The organism is Belnapia mucosa (assembly GCF_016775475.1).
GTDB lineage: Bacteria > Pseudomonadota > Alphaproteobacteria > Acetobacterales > Acetobacteraceae > Belnapia > Belnapia mucosa.
The window spans coordinates 548614-567360 of sequence record NZ_JAEUXJ010000001.1; the positions used below are offsets into that span (position 1 = coordinate 548614).

Annotated in this window: 14 protein-coding genes; 10 read left to right on the forward strand and 4 right to left on the reverse strand. The window is 70.7% G+C overall.

Annotation, left to right across the window (positions count from 1 at the left end):
• Positions 1–19: 19 nt before the first annotated feature.
• From JMJ55_RS02615 to JMJ55_RS02650, 8 genes are all read left to right on the forward strand, one after another.
• Positions 20–3328 (forward strand): transglutaminase family protein, encoded by a 3309-nt coding sequence (locus JMJ55_RS02615; RefSeq protein ID WP_202823923.1) that lies wholly within the window; start codon positions 20–22, stop codon positions 3326–3328.
• A gap of 2 nt (positions 3329–3330) precedes the next feature.
• A complete protein-coding gene (locus tag JMJ55_RS02620; protein WP_202823924.1) occupies positions 3331–5853 on the forward strand; it encodes a circularly permuted type 2 ATP-grasp protein in 2523 nt (840 codons plus the stop codon).
• Positions 5850–6743: a transglutaminase family protein gene (locus tag JMJ55_RS02625; RefSeq protein ID WP_202823925.1), complete on the forward strand. Its 894-nt coding sequence runs from the start codon at positions 5850–5852 to the stop codon at positions 6741–6743. The genes JMJ55_RS02620 and JMJ55_RS02625 overlap by 4 nt, the downstream gene beginning before the upstream one ends.
• Before the next feature lie 61 nt (positions 6744–6804).
• Positions 6805–7935 carry a zinc-binding metallopeptidase family protein gene (locus tag JMJ55_RS02630; RefSeq protein ID WP_202823926.1) on the forward strand — a complete coding sequence of 377 codons (1131 nt, stop codon included), beginning with the start codon at positions 6805–6807 and terminating at the stop codon, positions 7933–7935.
• A gap of 72 nt (positions 7936–8007) precedes the next feature.
• Complete coding sequence (locus JMJ55_RS02635) at positions 8008–8334, forward strand: 6-pyruvoyl trahydropterin synthase family protein (RefSeq protein ID WP_202823927.1); 327 nt, start codon at positions 8008–8010, stop codon at positions 8332–8334.
• A gap of 100 nt (positions 8335–8434) precedes the next feature.
• On the forward strand, positions 8435–8968 hold the full coding sequence (locus JMJ55_RS02640) for a molybdopterin-dependent oxidoreductase (RefSeq protein WP_236033322.1): 534 nt from the start codon (positions 8435–8437) through the stop codon (positions 8966–8968).
• A gap of 3 nt (positions 8969–8971) precedes the next feature.
• Positions 8972–11467, forward strand: coding sequence for a putative bifunctional diguanylate cyclase/phosphodiesterase (locus JMJ55_RS02645; RefSeq protein WP_202823928.1), 2496 nt, complete (start codon positions 8972–8974; stop codon positions 11465–11467).
• Positions 11468–11562: 95 nt separating this feature from the next.
• Positions 11563–11997, forward strand: coding sequence for a MarR family winged helix-turn-helix transcriptional regulator (locus JMJ55_RS02650; protein ID WP_236033323.1), 435 nt, complete (start codon positions 11563–11565; stop codon positions 11995–11997).
• Here the strand turns inward: JMJ55_RS02650 and ccmB are convergent.
• Together ccmB and ccmA are read right to left on the reverse strand one after the other, a co-directional pair.
• Positions 11984–12643: a heme exporter protein CcmB gene (gene ccmB, locus JMJ55_RS02655; protein ID WP_202823930.1), complete on the reverse strand. Its 660-nt coding sequence runs from the start codon at positions 12641–12643 to the stop codon at positions 11984–11986. The two genes, JMJ55_RS02650 and ccmB, sit on opposite strands and share 14 nt — an antisense overlap.
• Positions 12640–13230, reverse strand: coding sequence for a heme ABC exporter ATP-binding protein CcmA (ccmA, locus tag JMJ55_RS02660; protein WP_202823931.1), 591 nt, complete (start codon positions 13228–13230; stop codon positions 12640–12642). Before ccmA ends, ccmB begins: the two co-directional genes overlap by 4 nt.
• A gap of 133 nt (positions 13231–13363) precedes the next feature.
• Between ccmA and acnA the strand changes: the two genes are divergently transcribed.
• Both acnA and JMJ55_RS02670 read left to right on the forward strand, forming a co-directional pair.
• Positions 13364–16060, forward strand: a complete 2697-nt coding sequence (gene acnA / locus JMJ55_RS02665) for an aconitate hydratase AcnA (protein WP_202823932.1) — start codon at positions 13364–13366, stop codon at positions 16058–16060.
• 117 nt (positions 16061–16177) lie between these two features.
• A complete protein-coding gene (locus JMJ55_RS02670) occupies positions 16178–17110 on the forward strand; it encodes an amidohydrolase family protein (protein ID WP_236033324.1) in 933 nt (310 codons plus the stop codon).
• A 135-nt stretch (positions 17111–17245) separates the two neighbouring features.
• Here JMJ55_RS02670 and rplI read toward each other — a convergent pair whose 3' ends face one another.
• Positions 17246–17800, reverse strand: a complete 555-nt coding sequence (rplI, locus tag JMJ55_RS02675; RefSeq protein ID WP_202823933.1) for a 50S ribosomal protein L9 — start codon at positions 17798–17800, stop codon at positions 17246–17248.
• Between the two features lie 15 nt (positions 17801–17815).
• Entirely contained in the window at positions 17816–18733 is a 918-nt protein-coding gene (locus JMJ55_RS02680) for a hypothetical protein (RefSeq protein WP_202823934.1), read from the reverse strand.
• Positions 18734–18747 lie beyond the last annotated feature (14 nt).

The following is an 18747-nucleotide window of genomic DNA, read 5'->3' on the forward strand; positions in this document are numbered from 1 at the left end:
CGCTCTCCGGACACCCCCGATGCCGCTGCACGTCGCCCTGAACCACCGGACCAGCTATCGCTACGAGCGCGCCATCACGCTGGGTCCGCAGACCATCCGCCTGCGCCCGGCGCCGCATGCCCGCACGCCGATCGTCAGCTATGCCCTGACCATTGAACCGCGGCCGCATTTCCTCAACTGGATGCAGGATCCGCAGGGCAACCACCTGGCGCGCGTCGTCTTCCCGGAGCGGGTGACCCATTTCGACGTGACGGTCGATCTCGTCGCCGACATGGCGACGATCAACCCCTTCGACTTCTTCCTTGAGCCCCAGGCGGAGAGCTGGCCTTTCCAATACGACCCGGTGCTGGAGCAGGAACTCGCCCCCTTCCGCCGCACCGAGCCGGCGGGGCCGCTGCTCTCGGCCTTCCTGGCCGAGATTCCCCGCGGCGAGCAGCCGACCGTCGATATGCTGGTCGGGCTGAACCGCCGCATCCAGGAGCGCACGGCCTATGTGGTGCGGATGGAGGCGGGTGTCTGGACGCCGGAGGAGACGCTGGGGAACGCACGGGGCTCCTGCCGCGACAGCGCCTGGCTGCTGGTGCAGGTGCTGCGGCATCTGGGTTATGCGGCACGCTTCGTCTCCGGCTACCTGATCCAGCTTGTCGCCGACCAGAAGCCCGTCACCGGGCCTGAGGGACCAACCAGCGACTTCACGGATCTGCATGCCTGGGCCGAGGTCTATCTGCCGGGCGCCGGCTGGGTCGGGCTCGACGCCACCTCCGGCCTGATGACGGGGGAGGGGCATATCCCGCTCGCCGCCAGCCCGGAGCCCGCCTCGGCCGCCGCCATCACCGGCCTCGCCGAAAAGGCGGAGACCAGCTTCGACTTCGCCATGACGGTGACGCGGGTGCGCGAGACGCCGCGCGTGACCAAGCCCTATTCCGAGCGGCAATGGCAGGACATCCGCGCCCAGGGCGAGCGGGTCGACCGGGCGCTGCAGGCCGGCAATGTCCGCCTGACCATGGGCGGCGAGCCGACCTTCATCGCCACCGACGACATGGACGCGCCGGAATGGAACACCGACGCGATGGGCCCGACCAAGCGCCGCTATGCCGGCCGGCTGCTGCGCCGCCTGGCCGAGCTCTGGGCCCCCGGCGCCGCGCTCCAATACTCCATGGGCAAGCAGTATCCCGGCGAGCAGCTCCCCCGCTGGGCGCTGCATGCCCATTGGCGGCGGGACGGCGAGCCGGTCTGGCGCGACCCCGGCCTCCTGGCCTCGGATGACGACACGGATACGGCGACCGCCGCCGATGCCGCGCGCTTCGCCGGGATGCTGGCCGAGCGCCTCCAGGTCGATCCCTCGCTGGTCAACCCGGCGCATGAGGACATCCACTACTACCTGTGGCGGGAGAAGCGCCTGCCGGCCAATGTCGTCGCCGAGGATGCGCGGCTGCGCGACCCGCTGGAGCGCGCCCGCCTCGCCCGCGTCTTCGGCCAGGGTCTGGCCGCACCGGTCGGCAGCGTGCTGCCGCTGCGCCGGGTGATGCAGGATGGCGAGCGCCGCTGGCAGTCCGGCCGCTGGTTCTTCCGCGACGACACCCTCTTCCTCATCCCCGGCGACAGCCCGATCGGCTTCCGCCTGCCGCTGGAGAGCCTGCCCTGGGCCGATCCCGCCAGCATCGAGGGCGAGTTCGAAGCCGATCCCATGGCCCCGAAGGACCCCCTGCCGCCGCACCAGGCCTTCGCCCGCCTGCGAGGCACCAGCACCATGGGCGCCGGCGCCGAGGGCTTCCGCCCCGTGCCGCAGGACCTGCCGGTGGTCGGCCAGGGCGAGCCGGGCCTCGTTCGCACCGCCCTCACGGTCGAGGCGCGCGACGGCAAGATCCATATCTTCTACCCGCCGCTGATGGCCGCCGAGGACTGGCTGGACCTCACCGCCGCCGTCGAGGCAACCGCGGCGGAGGCCGGGCGCAAGGTGGTGCTGGAAGGCTACCTGCCGCCCCGCGACGAGCGGCTGAACCACTTCTCCGTCACACCCGATCCGGGCGTGATCGAGGTGAACATCCACCCCAGCGCCTCCTGGGCCGAGCATATCGAGCGCACCGAGGTGCTGTACGAGGAAGCCCGCCAGCTCGGCCTCTCGGCCGAGAAATTCATGCTGGATGGCCGCCATGTCGGCACGGGCGGCGGCAATCATGTGGTGATGGGCGCTGCCTCGCCGACGGATAGCCCCTTCCTCCGGCGGCCGGACCTGCTGAAGAGCCTGCTCGGCTTCTGGCACAACCATCCGAGCCTGTCCTACCTGTTCAGCGGCCTCTTCATCGGACCGACCAGCCAGCATCCGCGAGTGGACGAGGCGCGGCAGGACGCGATCGCCGAGCTGGAAGTGGCTTTCAGCAAGATCGAGCCGGGGAAGGAGACGCCGCCCTGGCTGGTGGACCGGCTGTTCCGCAACCTGCTGGCCGACATGACCGGCAACACCCACCGGACCGAATTCTGCATCGACAAGCTCTTCGCACCGGAGACCAGCTCCGGTCGGCTCGGCCTCGTCGAATACCGCGCGCTGGAGATGCCGCCCCATGCGCGGATGTCGGCGGCGCAGATGCTGCTGATGCGGAGCGCCATCGCCGCCTTCTGGCAACACCCCTATGACCGCGGCTTGGTCCGCTGGGGCACCAGGCTGCATGACCAGTTCATGCTGCCGCATTATGTCGAGCAGGACTTCACCGAGTCCCTCGACGAGCTTCGCGCGCTCGGCTTCCCGCTCGATCCGGCCTGGTTCGCGCCGCATCTCGAATTCCGCTTCCCGCGGATCGGCGAGGTGACGCTGCGCGGCACCACCATCGAGCTGCGGCACGCGCTGGAACCCTGGCACGTGCTGGGCGAGGAGCCGGCCGCCGGCGGCACCGCGCGCTATGTGGATAGCAGCACCGAACGGCTCCAGGCCCGCGTGGCGGGCTGGGTCGCGGAACGCTATACCCTCGCCTGCAACGGATACGAGGTCCCGCTGGTGCCGACCGAGACCCAGGGCGAGTATGTCGGCGGGATCCGCTTCAAGGCCTGGGATCCGCCCTCGGCCCTGCATCCGACCGTGCGTGCCCAGGGCCCGCTGGTGTTCGACCTCTATGACCGCTGGACCGGGCGCAGCCTCGGCGGCCTCGCCCATCATGTCTCGCATCCGGGCGGGCGGAACTACGCCACCCTGCCGGTCAATGCGAATGAGGCCGAGGCCCGCCGCCGCACCCGCTTCCAGCCCTTCGGCCATACGCCGGGGCCGATGGCGCCGCCCGTCCCCGTGCCGGCCAAGGAGGCGCCGCGCAGCCTCGACCTGCGGCGGGTCGGGTAAGGGTGGAGGCCGCGGCGCCGCTCGATGAGATGGTGGATGGCGCCGGCGGCTTCCGGCCGCATTGGCGCGCCCTGCTGGGCGCGCTGGCGGATCTCGGGGCGGAGGCGCTGGCCGAGCGCGCCCTGCTGATCGAGCGCTTCCTGGCCGATGAGGGTGTGACCAGCCTGCTCCCCCCGCCGGCCGGCGATGCGCCGCCCTCCTGGCGCTGCGACCCGGTGCCGCTGATCCTCCCGGCCGCGGAATTCGATGCGCTGGAAGCCGGCCTCGCCCAGCGCGCCACCCTGCTGGAGGCGGTGCTGCAGGATATTTACGGCCCGCAGCACCTGCTGGCAGAGGGCGCCCTGCCGCCCGCCCTGGTGCATGCCAATCCGGCCTTCCTTCGCCCCTGCCGCAACCCGGAAGGGCGGCGCGAGGGGCCGTTGCTGCATCTCTATGCCGCCGACCTCGCCCGGGCCCCGGATGGCAGCTGGCGCGTGGTCGCAGACCGCACCGCCAGCCCCACCGGCCTCGCCCATGTGCTGGAGAATCGTCGGGCCTTGGCGCGGCACATGCCGGAATTCCTGCGCTCGCTGGAGCTGCGCCGGCACCGGCCCTTCTTCGATATCTGGCAGGAAGCCTTGCAGGCCCTGGCGCCCGCTTCCGTCGAGGGCAATCCCGCCGTCGCCCTGCTGGCCACCGGCCATGCCAACCCGCTCTGGTTCGAGCAGGTGATCCTGGCGCGGGAACTGTCCTGTGCCCTGGTCGAGGGCGGCGACCTCACCGTGCGCGACGGCGCGCTTTATCTGAAGACGCTGCGTGGGCTGGAGCCGGTGGATGTACTGCTGCGCCGCCAGGATGGCCGCACCATCGACCCGCTGGAGCTCGAATCCAGCATGGCCCATGGCATCGCCGGCCTGCTGGATGCGGCGCGGGGCGGGGCGGTGAAGATCGTCAACGACCCCGGCACCGGCTGCGCCGAGGCGCCCGGCCTCGCCGCCTTCCTGCCCGACCTGGCCGGGCGCCTGCTCGGTGAGGAGTTGCGCATCCCTGGCGCCCGCACCCTCTGGCTCGGCGATCCCGCCGCCCGGGCGGAGCTGGGGGAGGGGCTGGATCGCTGGCTGGTCCGCTGCGCCACCGACGGCACCATCCGCTCCATCCGCCCCGCCGCGCTTGATCCGCCAGCGCGCGCCGCGCTGCTGAGGCGGATCGCCGCGGCGCCGCATGAATTCGCCCTTTCCGAAGTGCTGCGGCCCTCGGTCGCCCCCTGCGCCGGGCCGGCGGGGCTGGTGCCGCGGCCGGTGATGCTGCGGCTGTTCCTGGTCTGGGACGGGCAGCGCTGGCGCGGCCTCCAGGGCGGGCTGGCGCGGGTGCTCGATGGCGGTCGCGGCGCGGCGCTGTCCAAGGATGTCTGGGTGCCGGCCGAGGATGCTGCGACCATCCAAGGCCCGCGGGGCAGCGCGGTGCGGGCGGTGGCGATCCGCCGCACCACCGCCGACCTGCCAAGCCGGGTCGCCGACAACTTCTTCTGGCTCGGCCGCTACCTGGAACGGCTGGAAAGCGCGGCGCGGCTGCTGCGCGCCGCTGCCGGGCGGCTCGGCCGCAGCGCGCCGACCCCGCGGGAGTTGGCCGAGTTGCGGAGCCTCGGCGCCTGCCTGGTCCGGGCCGAGCTGCTGGATGCCGAGACCGCACAGGCCGGCGCCGCGGGCCTCGGCACCCGCGCGCTCGGCCATGCCCTGCTGCGCGCCATCCGCGAGGGCGGGCCGGTGCCCGGCCTGCTCGCCCGCGTCTCCCGCCTGACTGAGCTGCTGCGCGACCGGCTGACCGGCGAGATGCAGCTCGCCTTGCATCACGGGCTGCGCCAGCTCGGCGCCCAGCTCCGCGCCCCGGTGCCGGAAGGGCAGGCGCTCGACCGGCTAGCCGAGGCGAGCGGCGCCATCCTCTCCTTCGCCGCGACCGTCGCCGGCCTGGCCGCCGAGAACATGGTCCGCGGCGGCGGCCGGCTCTTCCTCGATCTCGGCCGGCGGGTCGAGCGTGCCCAGGCGGTCGCGGCCGAGCTGGCCCGCGCCCTGGACCAGCCCGGCGCCGCCAGCCAGCCGGCGCGGCTGGAACCGGGGCTCCGCCTCGCGCTCGAGCTGCGGGATTCGGTCATCACCTATCGCAGCCGCTACCTCACCGCCCTCCAGGCCGGGCCGGTGCTCGACCTCGTCCTGGCCGATGAAGGGAATCCGCGCGGCCTGGCCTTCCAGCTCATTGCCGCCCGGGACATGCTGGTCGACCTGGATGGCGATACCGAATCGCCCCTCGGCCGTGCGGCCGGGCAATTGCTGGAGGATGCCCAGGCGATGGTGCGGGAGGTGATCGCGGCGGCCCGGGCGGAGGCGATGCAGGCGGAGCTGGTGCTGGCCCTGCCGCCGCGGCTGCGCGCCATGGAGGGCGCGGTCGCCGATCTCTCGAACCGCATCGCCCGGCGCTATTTCAGCCTGCTGCCGGCGGTGCACAGCCTCGGCCCGACGGCCCCGGACGCGCCGTTGCGCGGCGCCGCGTGATCTACCGCATCCGTCACAGCACCCGCTATGCCTATGGCAACCCGGTCGATCTCGCCGCGCATCTGCTGCATCTGACGCCGCGCGACCTGCCCGGCCAGCGCGTGCTTTCGGCCGACATCATGGCTGACCCGCCGGCCTCGCGCTTCCGCCACGGACGCGACCATTTCGGCAACCATGTCACCTGGCTCTTCGTCGATGCGCCGCATGCCGCCTTCGAGGTGGTGGGCGAGGCGGTGGTCGAGGTCCGCCTGCCGCCCGCCCCGCCCGCCGCCGCGACCCCCGCCTGGGAGGAGGTCGCTGCCCTGGCGCGCGTCGGCGGGCCGAGGGGCTGGCAGGCGGCCGAATTCACTTTCGACAGCCCGATGGTGCCGGTCGAGCCGGCGGCCGGTGCCTATGCTGCCCCCAGCTTCCCGCCCGGCCGGCCGGTGCTGGAGGGGCTGCTCGAGCTCAATAGCCGCATCCGCCGGGAATTCGCCTATCGTTCCGGCGTCACCAGCCTTTCCACCCCCGTTGCCGAGGTGCTGGCCCGGCGCGAGGGCGTCTGCCAGGACTTCTCCCATCTGATGATCAGCGCGCTCCGGGCGCTCGGCCTGCCGGCGCGCTATGTCTCCGGCTACATCCGCACCCGGCCGCCGCCGGGCCAGGTGCGCCGCCGCGGCACCGACCAGTCCCATGCCTGGGTCGGCTGCTGGCTGGGGCCGGCGCATGGCTGGCTCGACCTCGACCCGACCAATGGCGTCGTGGTGCAGGAGGAGCATGTGATCGTCGGCTGGGGCCGCGACTATGCCGATGTCAGCCCGGTCAGCGGCATCGTGCTCGGCGGCGGGGAGCATGGGCTGTCCATCGCCGTCGATCTCGATCCGGTGGAGCAGGGCGCCGCGGCGGGTTGAGGGCGGAACTATGGCGGGAGCGGCGCGTCCTGCGGGCGCATTGCGCCCCCGCCGAGGTCCCATGAAGCTCTTTCGCTGTCAGGCCTGCTCGCAGGTCCTGTATTTCGAGAACATCCGTTGCGAGCGCTCCCACCATACGCTCGGCTACATGCCGGAGCGCTTCGAACTCTCGGCGTTGGAGGAGGATGGGGCGGCGGAGGCAGGCGGCGCGGTGCTCTGGCAGCCGCTGGCCGAGCCCGAGGCGCGGGTGCGGCTCTGCGCCAATGCGCAATGCGAGGCCTGCAACTGGCTGATCCCTGCCGAGTCGGAGGAGCAGTTCTGCGATACCTGCCGGCACAACCGCACCGTCCCGGACCTGACGGTGCCGGAGAACCTGATGGCCTGGCGGCGCTGGCAGTCGGCGCTGCACCGGCTGGTCTATACCTTGCGCCGGCTCGGCCTGGCGGTGCCCAATCGCGTCGACGCACCGGATCACGGCCTCGTCTTCGACGTCCTGGCCGATCCGCCGGATGGGCCCAAGGTTCTGACCGGGCATGACGAGGGGATCATCACCCTGGCCCTGTCCGAGGCCGACGATGCCGAGCGCGAGCGCCGCCGCACCACCATGGGCGAGCCGTACCGGACCCTGCTCGGCCATGTCCGGCACGAGGTGGGGCATTACTACTGGAACCTCCTGGTCCGCGATGCCGGGCGGCTGGAGGAATGCCGGGCCGTCTTCGGCGATGACAGCCAGGATTATGGGGAGGCGCTGAAGGCGCATTACGCCAATGGCGCCCCGGCCGACTGGCAGGATGCCTTCGTCAGCGCCTATGCCACCGCCCATCCCTGGGAGGATTTCGCCGAGACCTGGGCGCACTACCTCCATATCGTCGATACGCTGGAGATGGCAGCCGCCTTCGGCATCCGGGTCCGTCCGCGACTCCCTAAGACGCCGGCGGGGACCGGCCTCCCGGCCGCGGAGATCGATTTCGATCCCTATGGCCCGATCGGTATCGAGGAGTTGATCGAGAATTGGCTGCCCCTGACCTATGCCGCGAACAGCCTCAATCGTTGCATGGGGGCCGCCGATCTTTATCCCTTTGTTCTGTCTGCCCCCGCCATCGCCAAGCTGGGCTATATCCACCATCTGGTCCGGACCAGCCGACTTGAGGCGAAATCAGGCAATGCTTTACAACCCTTGGGGGAGGGTTGAAACTTTGATACAGTGTGGCGGAGGGGTTGTCGTCGGCACAGACGGCACCAGAGCCAGGGTGAGGCGCTATTCATGATGACCATCTGGGCGGAGTGCACGGTGTCGGCCGCGCATCGCTTCGCCGATTACGATTTGCACGGGCACACCTATACCGTGCGGGTCTGCGTGCGGGAGGGCAGGGATGGCTTCCTCAACGCCGAGGATTTCCGCGACGAGCTGATGCAGATTCGCCGCGGCGTGGACCACCGCTGCCTGAACGACGTGCTGGAGACGCCCTCGATGGAGGAGCTGGCCCGCTGGTTCGCGCGGGAGGTGGCGAAGGCCGGGCATGACGTGACCGAGGTGGCGATCAACCGCCCCGAGGGCCTGGGCTGCCGCCTGGTGGTCGAACCGGCCTGACCAGGGGAGAGGGTTCTTGGCCCGCAGCAAACAGGACGCTGCCATCCTGCTCACGCATCGGTTATACGGTGGGCGCATCTGTTAAGGGATGGAGAAAGGGATGCGATCGGCCTTGCGGCGACCCTTCATGCTCGGGCTCGGGGCCGCGGCACTGACGCTTGGCCTGCCTTCGGGGCGGAGCTCGGCCCAGTCGGCGCCGCTGCCTCAGCCTGCCGGCCGGGCGATTCTCACCGTCAGCGGCCGCATCGGGGTGACGAATGATGGCGATTCCGCCCGCTTCGACCGGCCCATGCTCGAGGAGCTGGGCATGGCCTCCTTTAGCACCACGACCCCCTGGTACGACGGGAAGGTCACCTTCGAGGGCGTGCCGATGACGCGGCTGCTGCAGCGACTGGGCGCCCAGGGCGAGACCGTGCAGGCCATCGCCCTCAACGACTATTCGACCGAGATCCCGATCTCGGACTTCGCCCGCCATGGCGTGCTGCTGGCGCTGAAGCGCGACGGCAGCTACCTGACCGTGCGCGACAAGGGGCCTCTCTTCATTGTCTATCCCTATGATTCGGATCCGGCGCTGAAATCGCCCCGCTATTACGGGCGTTCCGCCTGGCAGGTTGCCCGGCTCGTGGTCCATTAGCGGATGGAGCTGTCGGCCAGCCTGGAGAACGCGACCCGGCCGCCGCCGGCCGCCATGCGGCGGGCGCAGCGCATCGGCTTCCTGGTCGTCATCCTCTTTCTGGCTGCGGCCGCCGCCTATACGTCGGTTCTGATCCTGCAGCGCCAGCAATCGCTGCGCGCCATCTCGCGCTACAACACCACCTGGCTGATCAGCCAGGGCATGCTGGAAGTGGCACGGCTGCAGACCGCGATCGCCGCCTTCCGGCTCGAACCCGACGACGACAGTCTCGACAATGTCCAGCTCTGGCTCGACATCGTGGCCAACCGCGCCCAGCTCTTCGGCGGCGGAGATGTCGGGCCCTTCATCCGCGACGATCCGGACCGAGAGGCGACGGTTGCCCAGCTTCGCCGCGCCATCGCCTCCGCCCAGCCGATGCTGGAGCGGCTGCGCGAGCCCGGCGTCGCCGACCGGATGTTCAACACCTTCGCCGAGCTGAATTCGCGCCTCACAAGGCTCAGCGCGGCCTCCTATACCCATGGCAACGAGCTTCTCTCGACCGATATCCAGCATCTCCGCCAGCTTCATTGGGTCTTTTCCGGGGTGCTGCTGGCGCTGCTGTTCTGCTGCTTCGGGCTGATCGCCACGCTGATGGGCCATAACCGGATGGTCCGCGCCGCCCATGCCGAGGTGAATGCCCTGGTCGGCGACCTGACCCGCACCGGACGGCAGCTCGCCGCTGCCAAGGAACAGGCGCAGGAGGCGATGGCCGAGGTGCAGGAGCAGTACCGCGCCCTGCGGCTGCGCGATGCCGCGCTGAACCAGCAGAATGCCCGGTTCGACGCGGCGCTGAACAACATGTCGCAGGGCCTCTGCATGGTCGGGGCCGACCGGCACCTGATCGTCTGCAATGCCCGCTTCGCCGAGCTGTTCGGCCTGGCCGAGGCGCCGGCTCCCGGCACCAGCTTCGAGGCACTGGTCGAGCACATGCTCGCCGCCCGGCGCGTGGACGGCAACCTCATCCTCGCCCTGCGCCAGGCGCAGGAGGCATTGCTGGCCGAGGGCCGCGCCGGGACCTTCTTCCGCGAGGGGCCGAACGGCCGCACCATCGCTGTCGCGCATCAGCCGATGGGCGATGGCGGCTGGGTCGCCACCTTCGAGGACATCAGCGAGCGCCGCCGGGTCGAGGCCCGGATCAGCCATATGGCGCATCACGACGAGCTCACCGGCCTGCCCAACCGCCTGCTCTTCCGCGAGCGGATGGAGGAGGCGCTGGCGGTCGGGCGCGGCCGCGGCGAGGAGCTGGCGCTGCTCTTCCTCGATCTCGACCATTTCAAGAACGTCAACGACACGCTCGGTCATCCGGTCGGCGATGCGCTGCTGCGGGAGGTCGCGCGCCGCCTGCGCGGCTGCCTGCGCGAGGGCGAGCTGGTGGCACGGCTCGGCGGCGACGAATTCGCCATCCTGCAGACCTGTGCCCGCCAGCCGGAGCAGGCCCGGCGGCTGGCGCAGCAACTGGTCGATGTGATCTGCGCGCCTTATGAGCCGCTCGGCTACCGCGCCGAGGTCGGAGTCAGCATCGGCATTGCCCTGGCCAGTGGGCTGGAGGCCGGCGATGCCGCCTCCGCCGCCGACCAGATGCTGAAGAATGTCGATATGGCGCTCTATCGCGCCAAGGCCGCCGGCCGCCGTACCTGGCGCTTCTTCGAGGCCAGCATGGAGGCCGAATTGCAGGCCCGGCTGGCGCTGGAGGCCGATCTGCGCGAGGCGCTGCCGCGCAACCAACTCGAACTCGCCTACCAGCCGATCTTCGGCCTCAAAACCAATCGGCTCACCGGCTTCGAGGCTTTGCTGCGCTGGCGCCACCCGACCCGCGGCATGGTCTCGCCTGCCATCTTCATCCCGGTGATGGAGGAAATGGGGCTGATCGAGGAGGTCGGCCGCTGGGTGCTCGATGTCGCCACGCGGGAGGCGGCGTCCTGGCCCGCGCCGCTCAAGGTGGCGGTCAATCTCTCGCCGCTGCAGTTCCGTGCCACGGACATGGCGGGCAGCCTGCTGCATGTGCTGCGGCAATCCGGCCTGGCGCCGCACCGGCTGGAGCTGGAGGTGACCGAATCGGCGCTGCTCCAGGCCGAGGGCGTGGCCGAGGTGCTGCAGGCCTTCCGCGGCGCCGGCATCCGCATCTCGCTCGACGATTTCGGCACCCGCTACTCCTCGCTGAGCTATCTCCGGAATTTCCACTTCGACAAGATCAAGATCGACCAGTCCTTCGTGCGAGAGATGGCGGAGCGGCAGGACTGCCTCGCCATCGTCCGCTCCGTCTCGCATCTGGCCGATCAGCTCGGCATGGCGACCACGGCCGAGGGGGTGGAAACCGCCGAGCAGCTCCGCCAGGTGCGGGAGGCCGGCTGCACCGAGGCGCAGGGCTATTTCTTCGGACCCGCCGAGTCCTCGGCCGATCTCCGCCGCTGGTTCGCCGAGCCGGCGCCCTCCGCCGGCTTCCTCCTGCCCGCTCTCTGATCCCCGCGGCGAATATCTAGCTTCCTAACCAAGCAGGGCAGGGCTAGCCTCGGCGGATGCGGGACGGCTCCAGCCTTGCCCATACTCAGTGGCGGATGGGAATCACCATCGCTCAGATCGCACGCCGGTGGCGCGGGCGGCTCGATGCGCGCATCGCCGAATTCGGCCTGACCGAAGCGCGGTGGCTGGCCCTGCTGACCCTGGCCCGCCATGGCGAGGGGATGACCCAGAAGGACCTTGCCCACCGGCTGCTGATCGAGGGCCCGACCCTGGTCCGCACCCTGGACTGGCTGGAAGGCGAGGGGCTGGTGGAGCGCCGCTCCTCGACCGAGGACCGCCGCGCCAAAACCCTGCATCTGACGCCCGAGGCCCGGCCGCTGATCCAGCGGATCGAGGCGGCGGCGACACTGGTCCGGGCCGAGATCATGGGCGGCATCCCGGAGGAGGAGCTCGCCGCCTGCCTCGCCGTGCTGGAGCGGGTAGCGCAGAGCCTGGCCAACCCGTCGGGCGCCGCCGCTACTCCACCCTGAGCGCCGCCCCGGCCGCGAGCGGCGCCAGCGGCAGCGCCGCCGCCAGCAGGGCACCGAGCAGCAGCAGATAGGGCCGCGCTTCCAGCCCCGCCGCCGCCGCTTCGATCCCCGCCGCGCCGAAGATCACCGCCGGGATCGCCAGCGGCAGCACCAGCAGCGGCAGCAGCACCCCGCCGCGCCGCGCGCCGAGCGTCAGCGCCGCCCCGGCCGTGCCGAGCAGGGAGAGGAACCCCGTCGCCAGGCCGAGCGCCGCCATCGCCGCCGGCCAGGCCTCCTGCGCCAGGTTCAACATGGCGCCGGCGATGGGCGTCGCCACCAGCAGCGGCAGCCCGGTCACCAGCCAATGCGCCACCGCCTTGGCCAGCGCCACCGCCGCCGCGCCGATGCCCGAAAGCAGGAGCTGATCCAGCGTCCCGTCCTCGGCATCCGCGCCGAACAGCCGGTCGAGTGGCAGCAGCGCCGCCAGCAGGGCCGAGGCCAGCAGCGCGCCGGGCGCCAGCCGCGCCAGCGCTTCCGGCACCGGGCCGATGCCGAAGGGAAACAGCGCCGCGACCAGGACGAAGAACAGCACCGCCGCCAGCGAATCGGCCGGATGCCGCAGCGCCAGCCGCAGTTCCCGTGCCAGCAGCGCGCCCCAGGCCCTCACAGCCGCAGCTCCCGCGCATCGGGGAGGGGGAGGGGCAGGTGGGTCGCCGCCAGGACCATCCCGCCCGCCGCGCGATGCGTGGCCAGCAGCCCGCCCAGTCGCGCGACCGAGGCCGCATCCAGCCCCACCGTCGGCTCGTCCAGCAGCCAAAGCGGCGCCGGCGCCAACGCCAGCCGCGCCAAGGCCAGCCGCCGCTTCTGGCCGGAGGACAGCACCCGCGCCGGCAGCTCGGCCAGGGGCGCCAGCCCCAGCGACTCCAGCGCCGCCGCCGTATCGCCGCCCCAGAGCCGGGCAAAGAAACCGAGATTCTCCCGTGCCGTCAGCGCCGGCTTCAGCGCATCGGCATGGGAAAGGTAGCGTAGCCGCGCCGCATGCGCCGCGCGGTCGGCGAAGGCATCCGCGCCCCCCCATAGGAGCCGTCCCTCCGCCGGCGCTAGCAGCCCGGCCAGCAGCCGCAGCAGCGTCGACTTCCCGGCGCCATTCGCCCCCGTCAGCAGCACCCCCGCCCCCGGCTCCACCGCGAAGGACAGGCCGGCGAAGATCACCCTCTCACCCCGGGCACAGGCCAGGTTTTCCGCTTGCAGCATGGCCAGTTGCGAATCCCTCTCATCTGGCCTTGACAACCGCGCGGCCCATGGACCAGCCCGCGGCAGCGTGGTTAAAACCGCCAGCCCCGCATCGCAGCATAGTCGATGCGGATTGAGGAAGGGCCCCCGGACCATGCGCATGATCGGGCAGGACAGCCTGAAGACCCGCCGCACCCTCGAGGTGGACGGCAAGACCTACCATTATTTCAGCCTGCCCGAGGCGGCCCGCACGATCGGCGACATCGCGAGCCTGCCCTACAGCCTGAAGGTGCTGCTGGAGAACGTCCTCCGCTACGAGGATGGCCGCAGCTATACGGTGGAGGATGCGAAGTCGATCGCCGGCTGGCTCCCCAGCGGCCATTCCGACAGAGAGGTGCCGTTCCGCCCCTCCCGCATCCTGATGCAGGACTTCACCGGCGTCCCCGCGGTGGTGGACCTCGCCGCCATGCGCGACGGCATCATCGCCCTCGGCGGCGACCCGCGGAAGGTGAACCCGCTCGTCCCCGTCGACCTCGTCATCGACCACTCGGTCATGGTCGATGTCTCCGGCACGCCGCAGGCCTTGCAGCGCAACGTCGACATCGAGTTCCAGCGCAACGGCGAACGCTACGAGTTCCTTCGCTGGGGCCAGGCCGCCTTCGACAATTTCCGCGTCGTCCCGCCCGGCACCGGCATCTGCCACCAGGTGAACCTCGAATACCTCGCCCAGGTCGCCTGGACCGCGCAGGATATCGGCGACACCTATGTCTACCCCGACAGCTGCTACGGCACCGACAGCCACACGACGATGGTCAACGGCCTCGGCGTGCTCGGCTGGGGCGTCGGCGGCATCGAGGCGGAGGCCGCGATGCTCGGCCAGCCGATCGCCATGCTCATCCCGGACGTCATCGGCTTCAAGCTGACCGGCAAGCTGCGCGAGGGCGTCACCGCGACCGACCTCGTGCTGACGGTCACGCAGATGCTCCGCAAGAAGGGCGTCGTCGGCAAGTTCGTCGAGTTCTTCGGCCCCGGCCTCGACGACCTGCCCCTCGCCGACCGCGCGACCATCGGCAACATGGCGCCCGAATACGGCGCGACCTGCGGCTTCTTTCCGGTCGATGCCGTCACCATCGGCTACCTGCGCCTCTCGGGCCGCGAGGAACACCGGATCAAGCTGGTCGAGGCCTATGCCAAGGCCCAGGGCATGTGGCGCGACAGCAACTCGCCCGATCCGGTCTTCACCGACACGCTCGAGCTCGACATGGGCACGGTCGAGCCCTCGCTCGCCGGCCCGAAGCGCCCGCAGGACCGCGTGGCGCTGTCCAACGCCGCGACCAGCTTCGCCAAGGACCTCGCCGCCGGCACCATGGGCGTGCCCGGTGACGAGGCGACCAAGCGCGTCCCCGTCGAGGGCGCCAATTACGACCTCGGCCATGGCGACGTGGTGATCGCCGCGATCACCAGCTGCACCAATACCTCGAACCCCTATGTGATGGTCGCCGCCGGCCTCGTCGCCCGCAAGGCGCGCGAGAAGGGCCTCATGCCGAAGCCCTGGGTGAAGACCTCGCTCGCCCCCGGCAGCCAGGTGGTCACCGAGTACTTCGAGAAGTCCGGCCTGCAGGCGGATCTCGACGCCATCGGCTTCCAGACCGTCGGCTATGGCTGCACCACCTGCATCGGCAACTCCGGCCCGCTGGCGGACCCGATCGTGGACGCGATCGAGAACAACAAGCTGGTCGCCGCCTCGGTGCTGTCGGGCAACCGCAACTTCGAGGGCCGCGTGCATGCCAATGTGCGCGCCAACTACCTGGCCTCGCCGCCGCTCGTCGTCGCCTATGCGCTGGCCGGCACCATCACCAAGGACATCACCAAGGAGCCGATCGGCACCGGCAGCGATGGCCAGCCGGTCTACCTGAAGGACATCTGGCCGACGCAGAAGGAGGTGAACGACACCGTCCATGCCTGCGTGACGCGCGAGATGTTCCAGGGCCGCTACGGCGACGTCTTCAAGGGCCCGGCGCAGTGGCAGGCCATCCGCGTCGATGCGGACAGCGACACCTATCGCTGGAACAGCGGCTCCACCTATGTCCAGAACCCGCCCTATTTCGAGGGCATGTCGGCCGACATCAAGCCGGTGACCTCGGTCCATGGCGCGCGCGTCCTGGCCGAGCTGGCGGACAGCATCACCACCGACCACATCTCGCCCGCGGGCAACATCCGCAAGGCGAGCCCGGCCGGCGAGTACCTGGTCGAGCACCAGGTCCGGCAGGACGACTTCAACAGCTACGGCGCCCGCCGCGGCAATCATGAGGTCATGATGCGGGGCACCTTTGCCAATATCCGCATCAAGAACGAGATGGTCCCCGGCACCGAGGGCGGCGTCAGCAAGCACTACCCCTCGGGCGACGTCGCCCCGATCTACAATGTGGCGATGCGCTACAAGGCCGAGGGCGTGCCGCTGGTGGTGTTCGGCGGCAAGGAATACGGCACCGGCTCCTCCCGCGACTGGGCGGCAAAGGGCACCTTCCTGCTCGGCGTGAAGGCCGTCATCGCCGAGAGCTTCGAGCGCATCCATCGCTCGAACTTGGTTGGCATGGGCGTGCTGCCGCTGGTCTTCATGAATGGCGAGGACCGCAAGTCGCTCGGCATCCAGGGCGACGAGGTGATCGACATCCTGGGTCTGGAGCAGCTCTCGCCGCGCCAGACGCTGGAGCTGGTCATCCGCCGCGCCGACGGCACCGAGACCCGCACCAAGGTCCTCAGCCGCATCGATACCGCGGATGAGGTCGAGTACTACAAGAATGGCGGCATCCTGCACTACGTGCTGCGCGGGATGGCGAAGGCGGCCTGAACGCCGCATCGCCGGTCTGAAGGAGGGCGCGGTCCGCAGGGGCCGCGCCCTTTTCCTTGCGCGGATGCGGGCCTAGCCTTCCGCCGCGCGGCCCGCAGAGGCCGCAGGAGGAACGCGATGACCCAACCCACCGCCACGCGCCGCACGGTGCTCGCCGCCGGCGCCGGCCTGCTCGCCACGCCGGCCTTCGCCCAGACCGTCCCCTTCTCGGTCGGCATGGAGGAGCCCAAGCTTCAGGCCCCGCCCAACGCCACCGACTGCCACTTCCACATCTACAACGACAAGTATCCGCCCGCGCCCGGCGGCCTGCCGGCGCCCAACGCCTCGCCGGACGACTACCGCGCCTTGCAACGCCGGATCGGCACCACCCGGGGCGTCGTCGTCCAACCCTCGCTCTACGGCACCGACAACCGCCCGACGCTGGAGGGGATGGCCGCGCTCGGCCCGAATTTCCGCGGCGTCGCCGTGGTCAACGACAAGGTCGAGGATGCCGAGCTTGCCCGCCTGCACGCCGCCGGCATCCGCGGCATCCGCTTCAACCTCGCCCAGGCCGGCGCCACGACGCCCGAGATGATGGAGCCGCTGGCCCGCCGCATCAAACCGATGGGCTGGCACATCCAGATCAACGCGCCGGCTTCGGTCATCATGGCGCAGCGGGATCTGTTCCAGCGCATCGACGCCACCCTGGTCTTCGACCACCTCGCCCATGTGCCGCAGCCGGCGGGCACGGGTGACCCGGCTTTCGCCTTCATGAAATCGCTGCTGGAGAAGGGGAATGTCTGGATGAAGCTGTCCGGCGCCTATGCCGACACCAAATCCGGCCCGCCCGCCTATGCCGACAGCAGCGCCGTGGCCCGCACCTTCGCCGGGATCGCACCGGACAAGATGGTCTGGGGCAGCGACTGGCCGCATCCGACCGAGAAGCCCGACAACAAGCCGGACGATGCGGTCCTGTTCGACCTGCTCACCACCTGGGTCCCCGACCCCGCCGTCCGCCAGCGCGTCCTCGTCGACAACCCCGCCCGCCTCTACGACTTCCCCCGCTCATAACGAAAAAAGGGAGCCTTACGGCTCCCTTTCCATTCGCGCCTTCCGTGGCTTGCCGCGGAAGGATGCCGAAACGCTGCTCGTCAAAGCGCCCTTGATGGGGCCCCCGCGGCAACGCGCAGCGTTGTTGTGGGGATATCAGCGATCGTCCATCGCCGCGCCGATCTCGGCGCGCAGCTCGTCCTCGAGGCTCGGCTCCTCCTCGCGGACGATCTCCTCGCCGCGGGCCTGGCGCTCGGCCTCCTCCTGGCTGCGGGCGACGTTAACGGTCACCGGGATATGCACCTCCGGGTGCAGCTCGACGCGCACCTTGGTGAGCCCCAGCGTCTTGATCGGCTGCTCCAGCAGCACCTGGCTGCGCGAGACGGTCAGCCCGCCCTCCTTGCAGAGATCGGCGATGTCGCGCGCCGAGACGCTGCCGTAGAGGCCGCCGCTCTCGCCCGCCTGGCGGATGATGGTGACGGTGAGGCCGTCCATCCGCTCGGCCACGCGCTCGGCCTCCTCGCGCCGCTTGATGTTCTGCGCCTCGAGCTGCGCGCGCTGCGACTCGAACTTCTCGAGATTGGCCTTGTTGGCGCGGATCGCCTTGCCGAGGGGGAGGAGGAAGTTGCGGGCATAGCCCGGCTTCACCTTCACCACTTCGCCCATCTGGCCGAGCTTCTCGACCCGCTGCATCAGGATGATTTCGATCATGGGAGATGTCTCTCGTCAGCTGTTGCGCGGCGCTTGGCGCCGCCGGATTTGGTCGTAGAGGCCGAGGCCGACGAGGCCGGGGCCCATGATTTGGAGGAAGAGCAGCAGCAGCAGGTAGAAGCCCGCCAGCATCGCCCCAGCGCCGCGCCGCCCGCGCAGCCGCGCATGCACGCCGGCGCAGCCCTGAAGGAAGAGCGGCACCAGCAGCAGCAGCAGGGCGGAAAGCGCGACAGCATCCCCGTCCTCGGGCGCGGCCAGGAAGAAGCCCGCGGCGATCGCCGGCAGCGGCAGGTACCAGCCCGGCAGCCGCACCGCGCTCCAGGGCAGAGGTGGGACGGCCAGCAGCCCGCGCCGCGCCAGGAAGCGCTCCGCCCCCGCCGCATTGGCGAGCAGGGCGAGGCTGGCCCAGAAGCCGATCGCCGCCGCCTTCACCCGCACCAGCTCCGCCACCAGCACCTCCTGCGCCGGCAGGCCGAGCCGGGCGAGGGCGATCTCCACCGCGCGGCGCATCGCCGGCTCCAGCCCGCCATCATCGGCGAGGAAGAGCGCGGCGCCGAGCAGCACGAAGAGTGGCCAGAGGCCGAGCAGCGCCAGCGGCAGGGAGAGCCCTGTCGCCCCGTCGCGCAGCCCCGCCAGCAGCAGCAGCGGCACCGGCAGGCCGAACAGCAGCAGGAAGACCAGCAGCGGCAAGCTGCCGCCGACCATCGCCACCAGCAGCGCCGCCAGGCCCGAGGCGATCACCGCCCGGCCCGGCCCGAAGCCGAGCCCCGCGGCAAACAGCGGGAAGGGCGCCAGCCAGAACAGCATCGTTCCGCCCGGCAGGCCGCGAAAGGCCCACATGGCTGCCACCGTCGCCGCCAGGGCGGCGGCCATCGCGGCCATGAGGCCGGCGCTAGCCTGGCCGGAAGGTGCTGCTGCCGTCACCGTCGCCACGTCCCACTATCCCG

Excerpts from the sequence above, each read along its gene's own strand:
- JMJ55_RS02670 (WP_236033324.1), top strand. The coding sequence starts at position 16,178 with ATGACCCAACCCACCGCCACGCGCCGCACGGTGCTCGCCGCCGGCGCC.
- JMJ55_RS02635 (WP_202823927.1), top strand. The coding sequence starts at position 8,008 with ATGATGACCATCTGGGCGGAGTGCACGGTGTCGGCCGCGCATCGCTTC.
- JMJ55_RS02615 (WP_202823923.1), top strand. The coding sequence starts at position 20 with ATGCCGCTGCACGTCGCCCTGAACCACCGGACCAGCTATCGCTACGAG.
- JMJ55_RS02645 (WP_202823928.1), top strand. The coding sequence starts at position 8,972 with ATGGAGCTGTCGGCCAGCCTGGAGAACGCGACCCGGCCGCCGCCGGCC.
- rplI (WP_202823933.1), bottom strand. The coding sequence starts at position 17,800 with ATGATCGAAATCATCCTGATGCAGCGGGTCGAGAAGCTCGGCCAGATG.
- acnA (WP_202823932.1), top strand. The coding sequence starts at position 13,364 with ATGCGCATGATCGGGCAGGACAGCCTGAAGACCCGCCGCACCCTCGAG.
- ccmA (WP_202823931.1), bottom strand. The coding sequence starts at position 13,230 with ATGCTGCAAGCGGAAAACCTGGCCTGTGCCCGGGGTGAGAGGGTGATC.
- JMJ55_RS02640 (WP_236033322.1), top strand. The coding sequence starts at position 8,435 with ATGCGATCGGCCTTGCGGCGACCCTTCATGCTCGGGCTCGGGGCCGCG.
- JMJ55_RS02630 (WP_202823926.1), top strand. The coding sequence starts at position 6,805 with ATGAAGCTCTTTCGCTGTCAGGCCTGCTCGCAGGTCCTGTATTTCGAG.
- JMJ55_RS02650 (WP_236033323.1), top strand. The coding sequence starts at position 11,563 with ATGGGAATCACCATCGCTCAGATCGCACGCCGGTGGCGCGGGCGGCTC.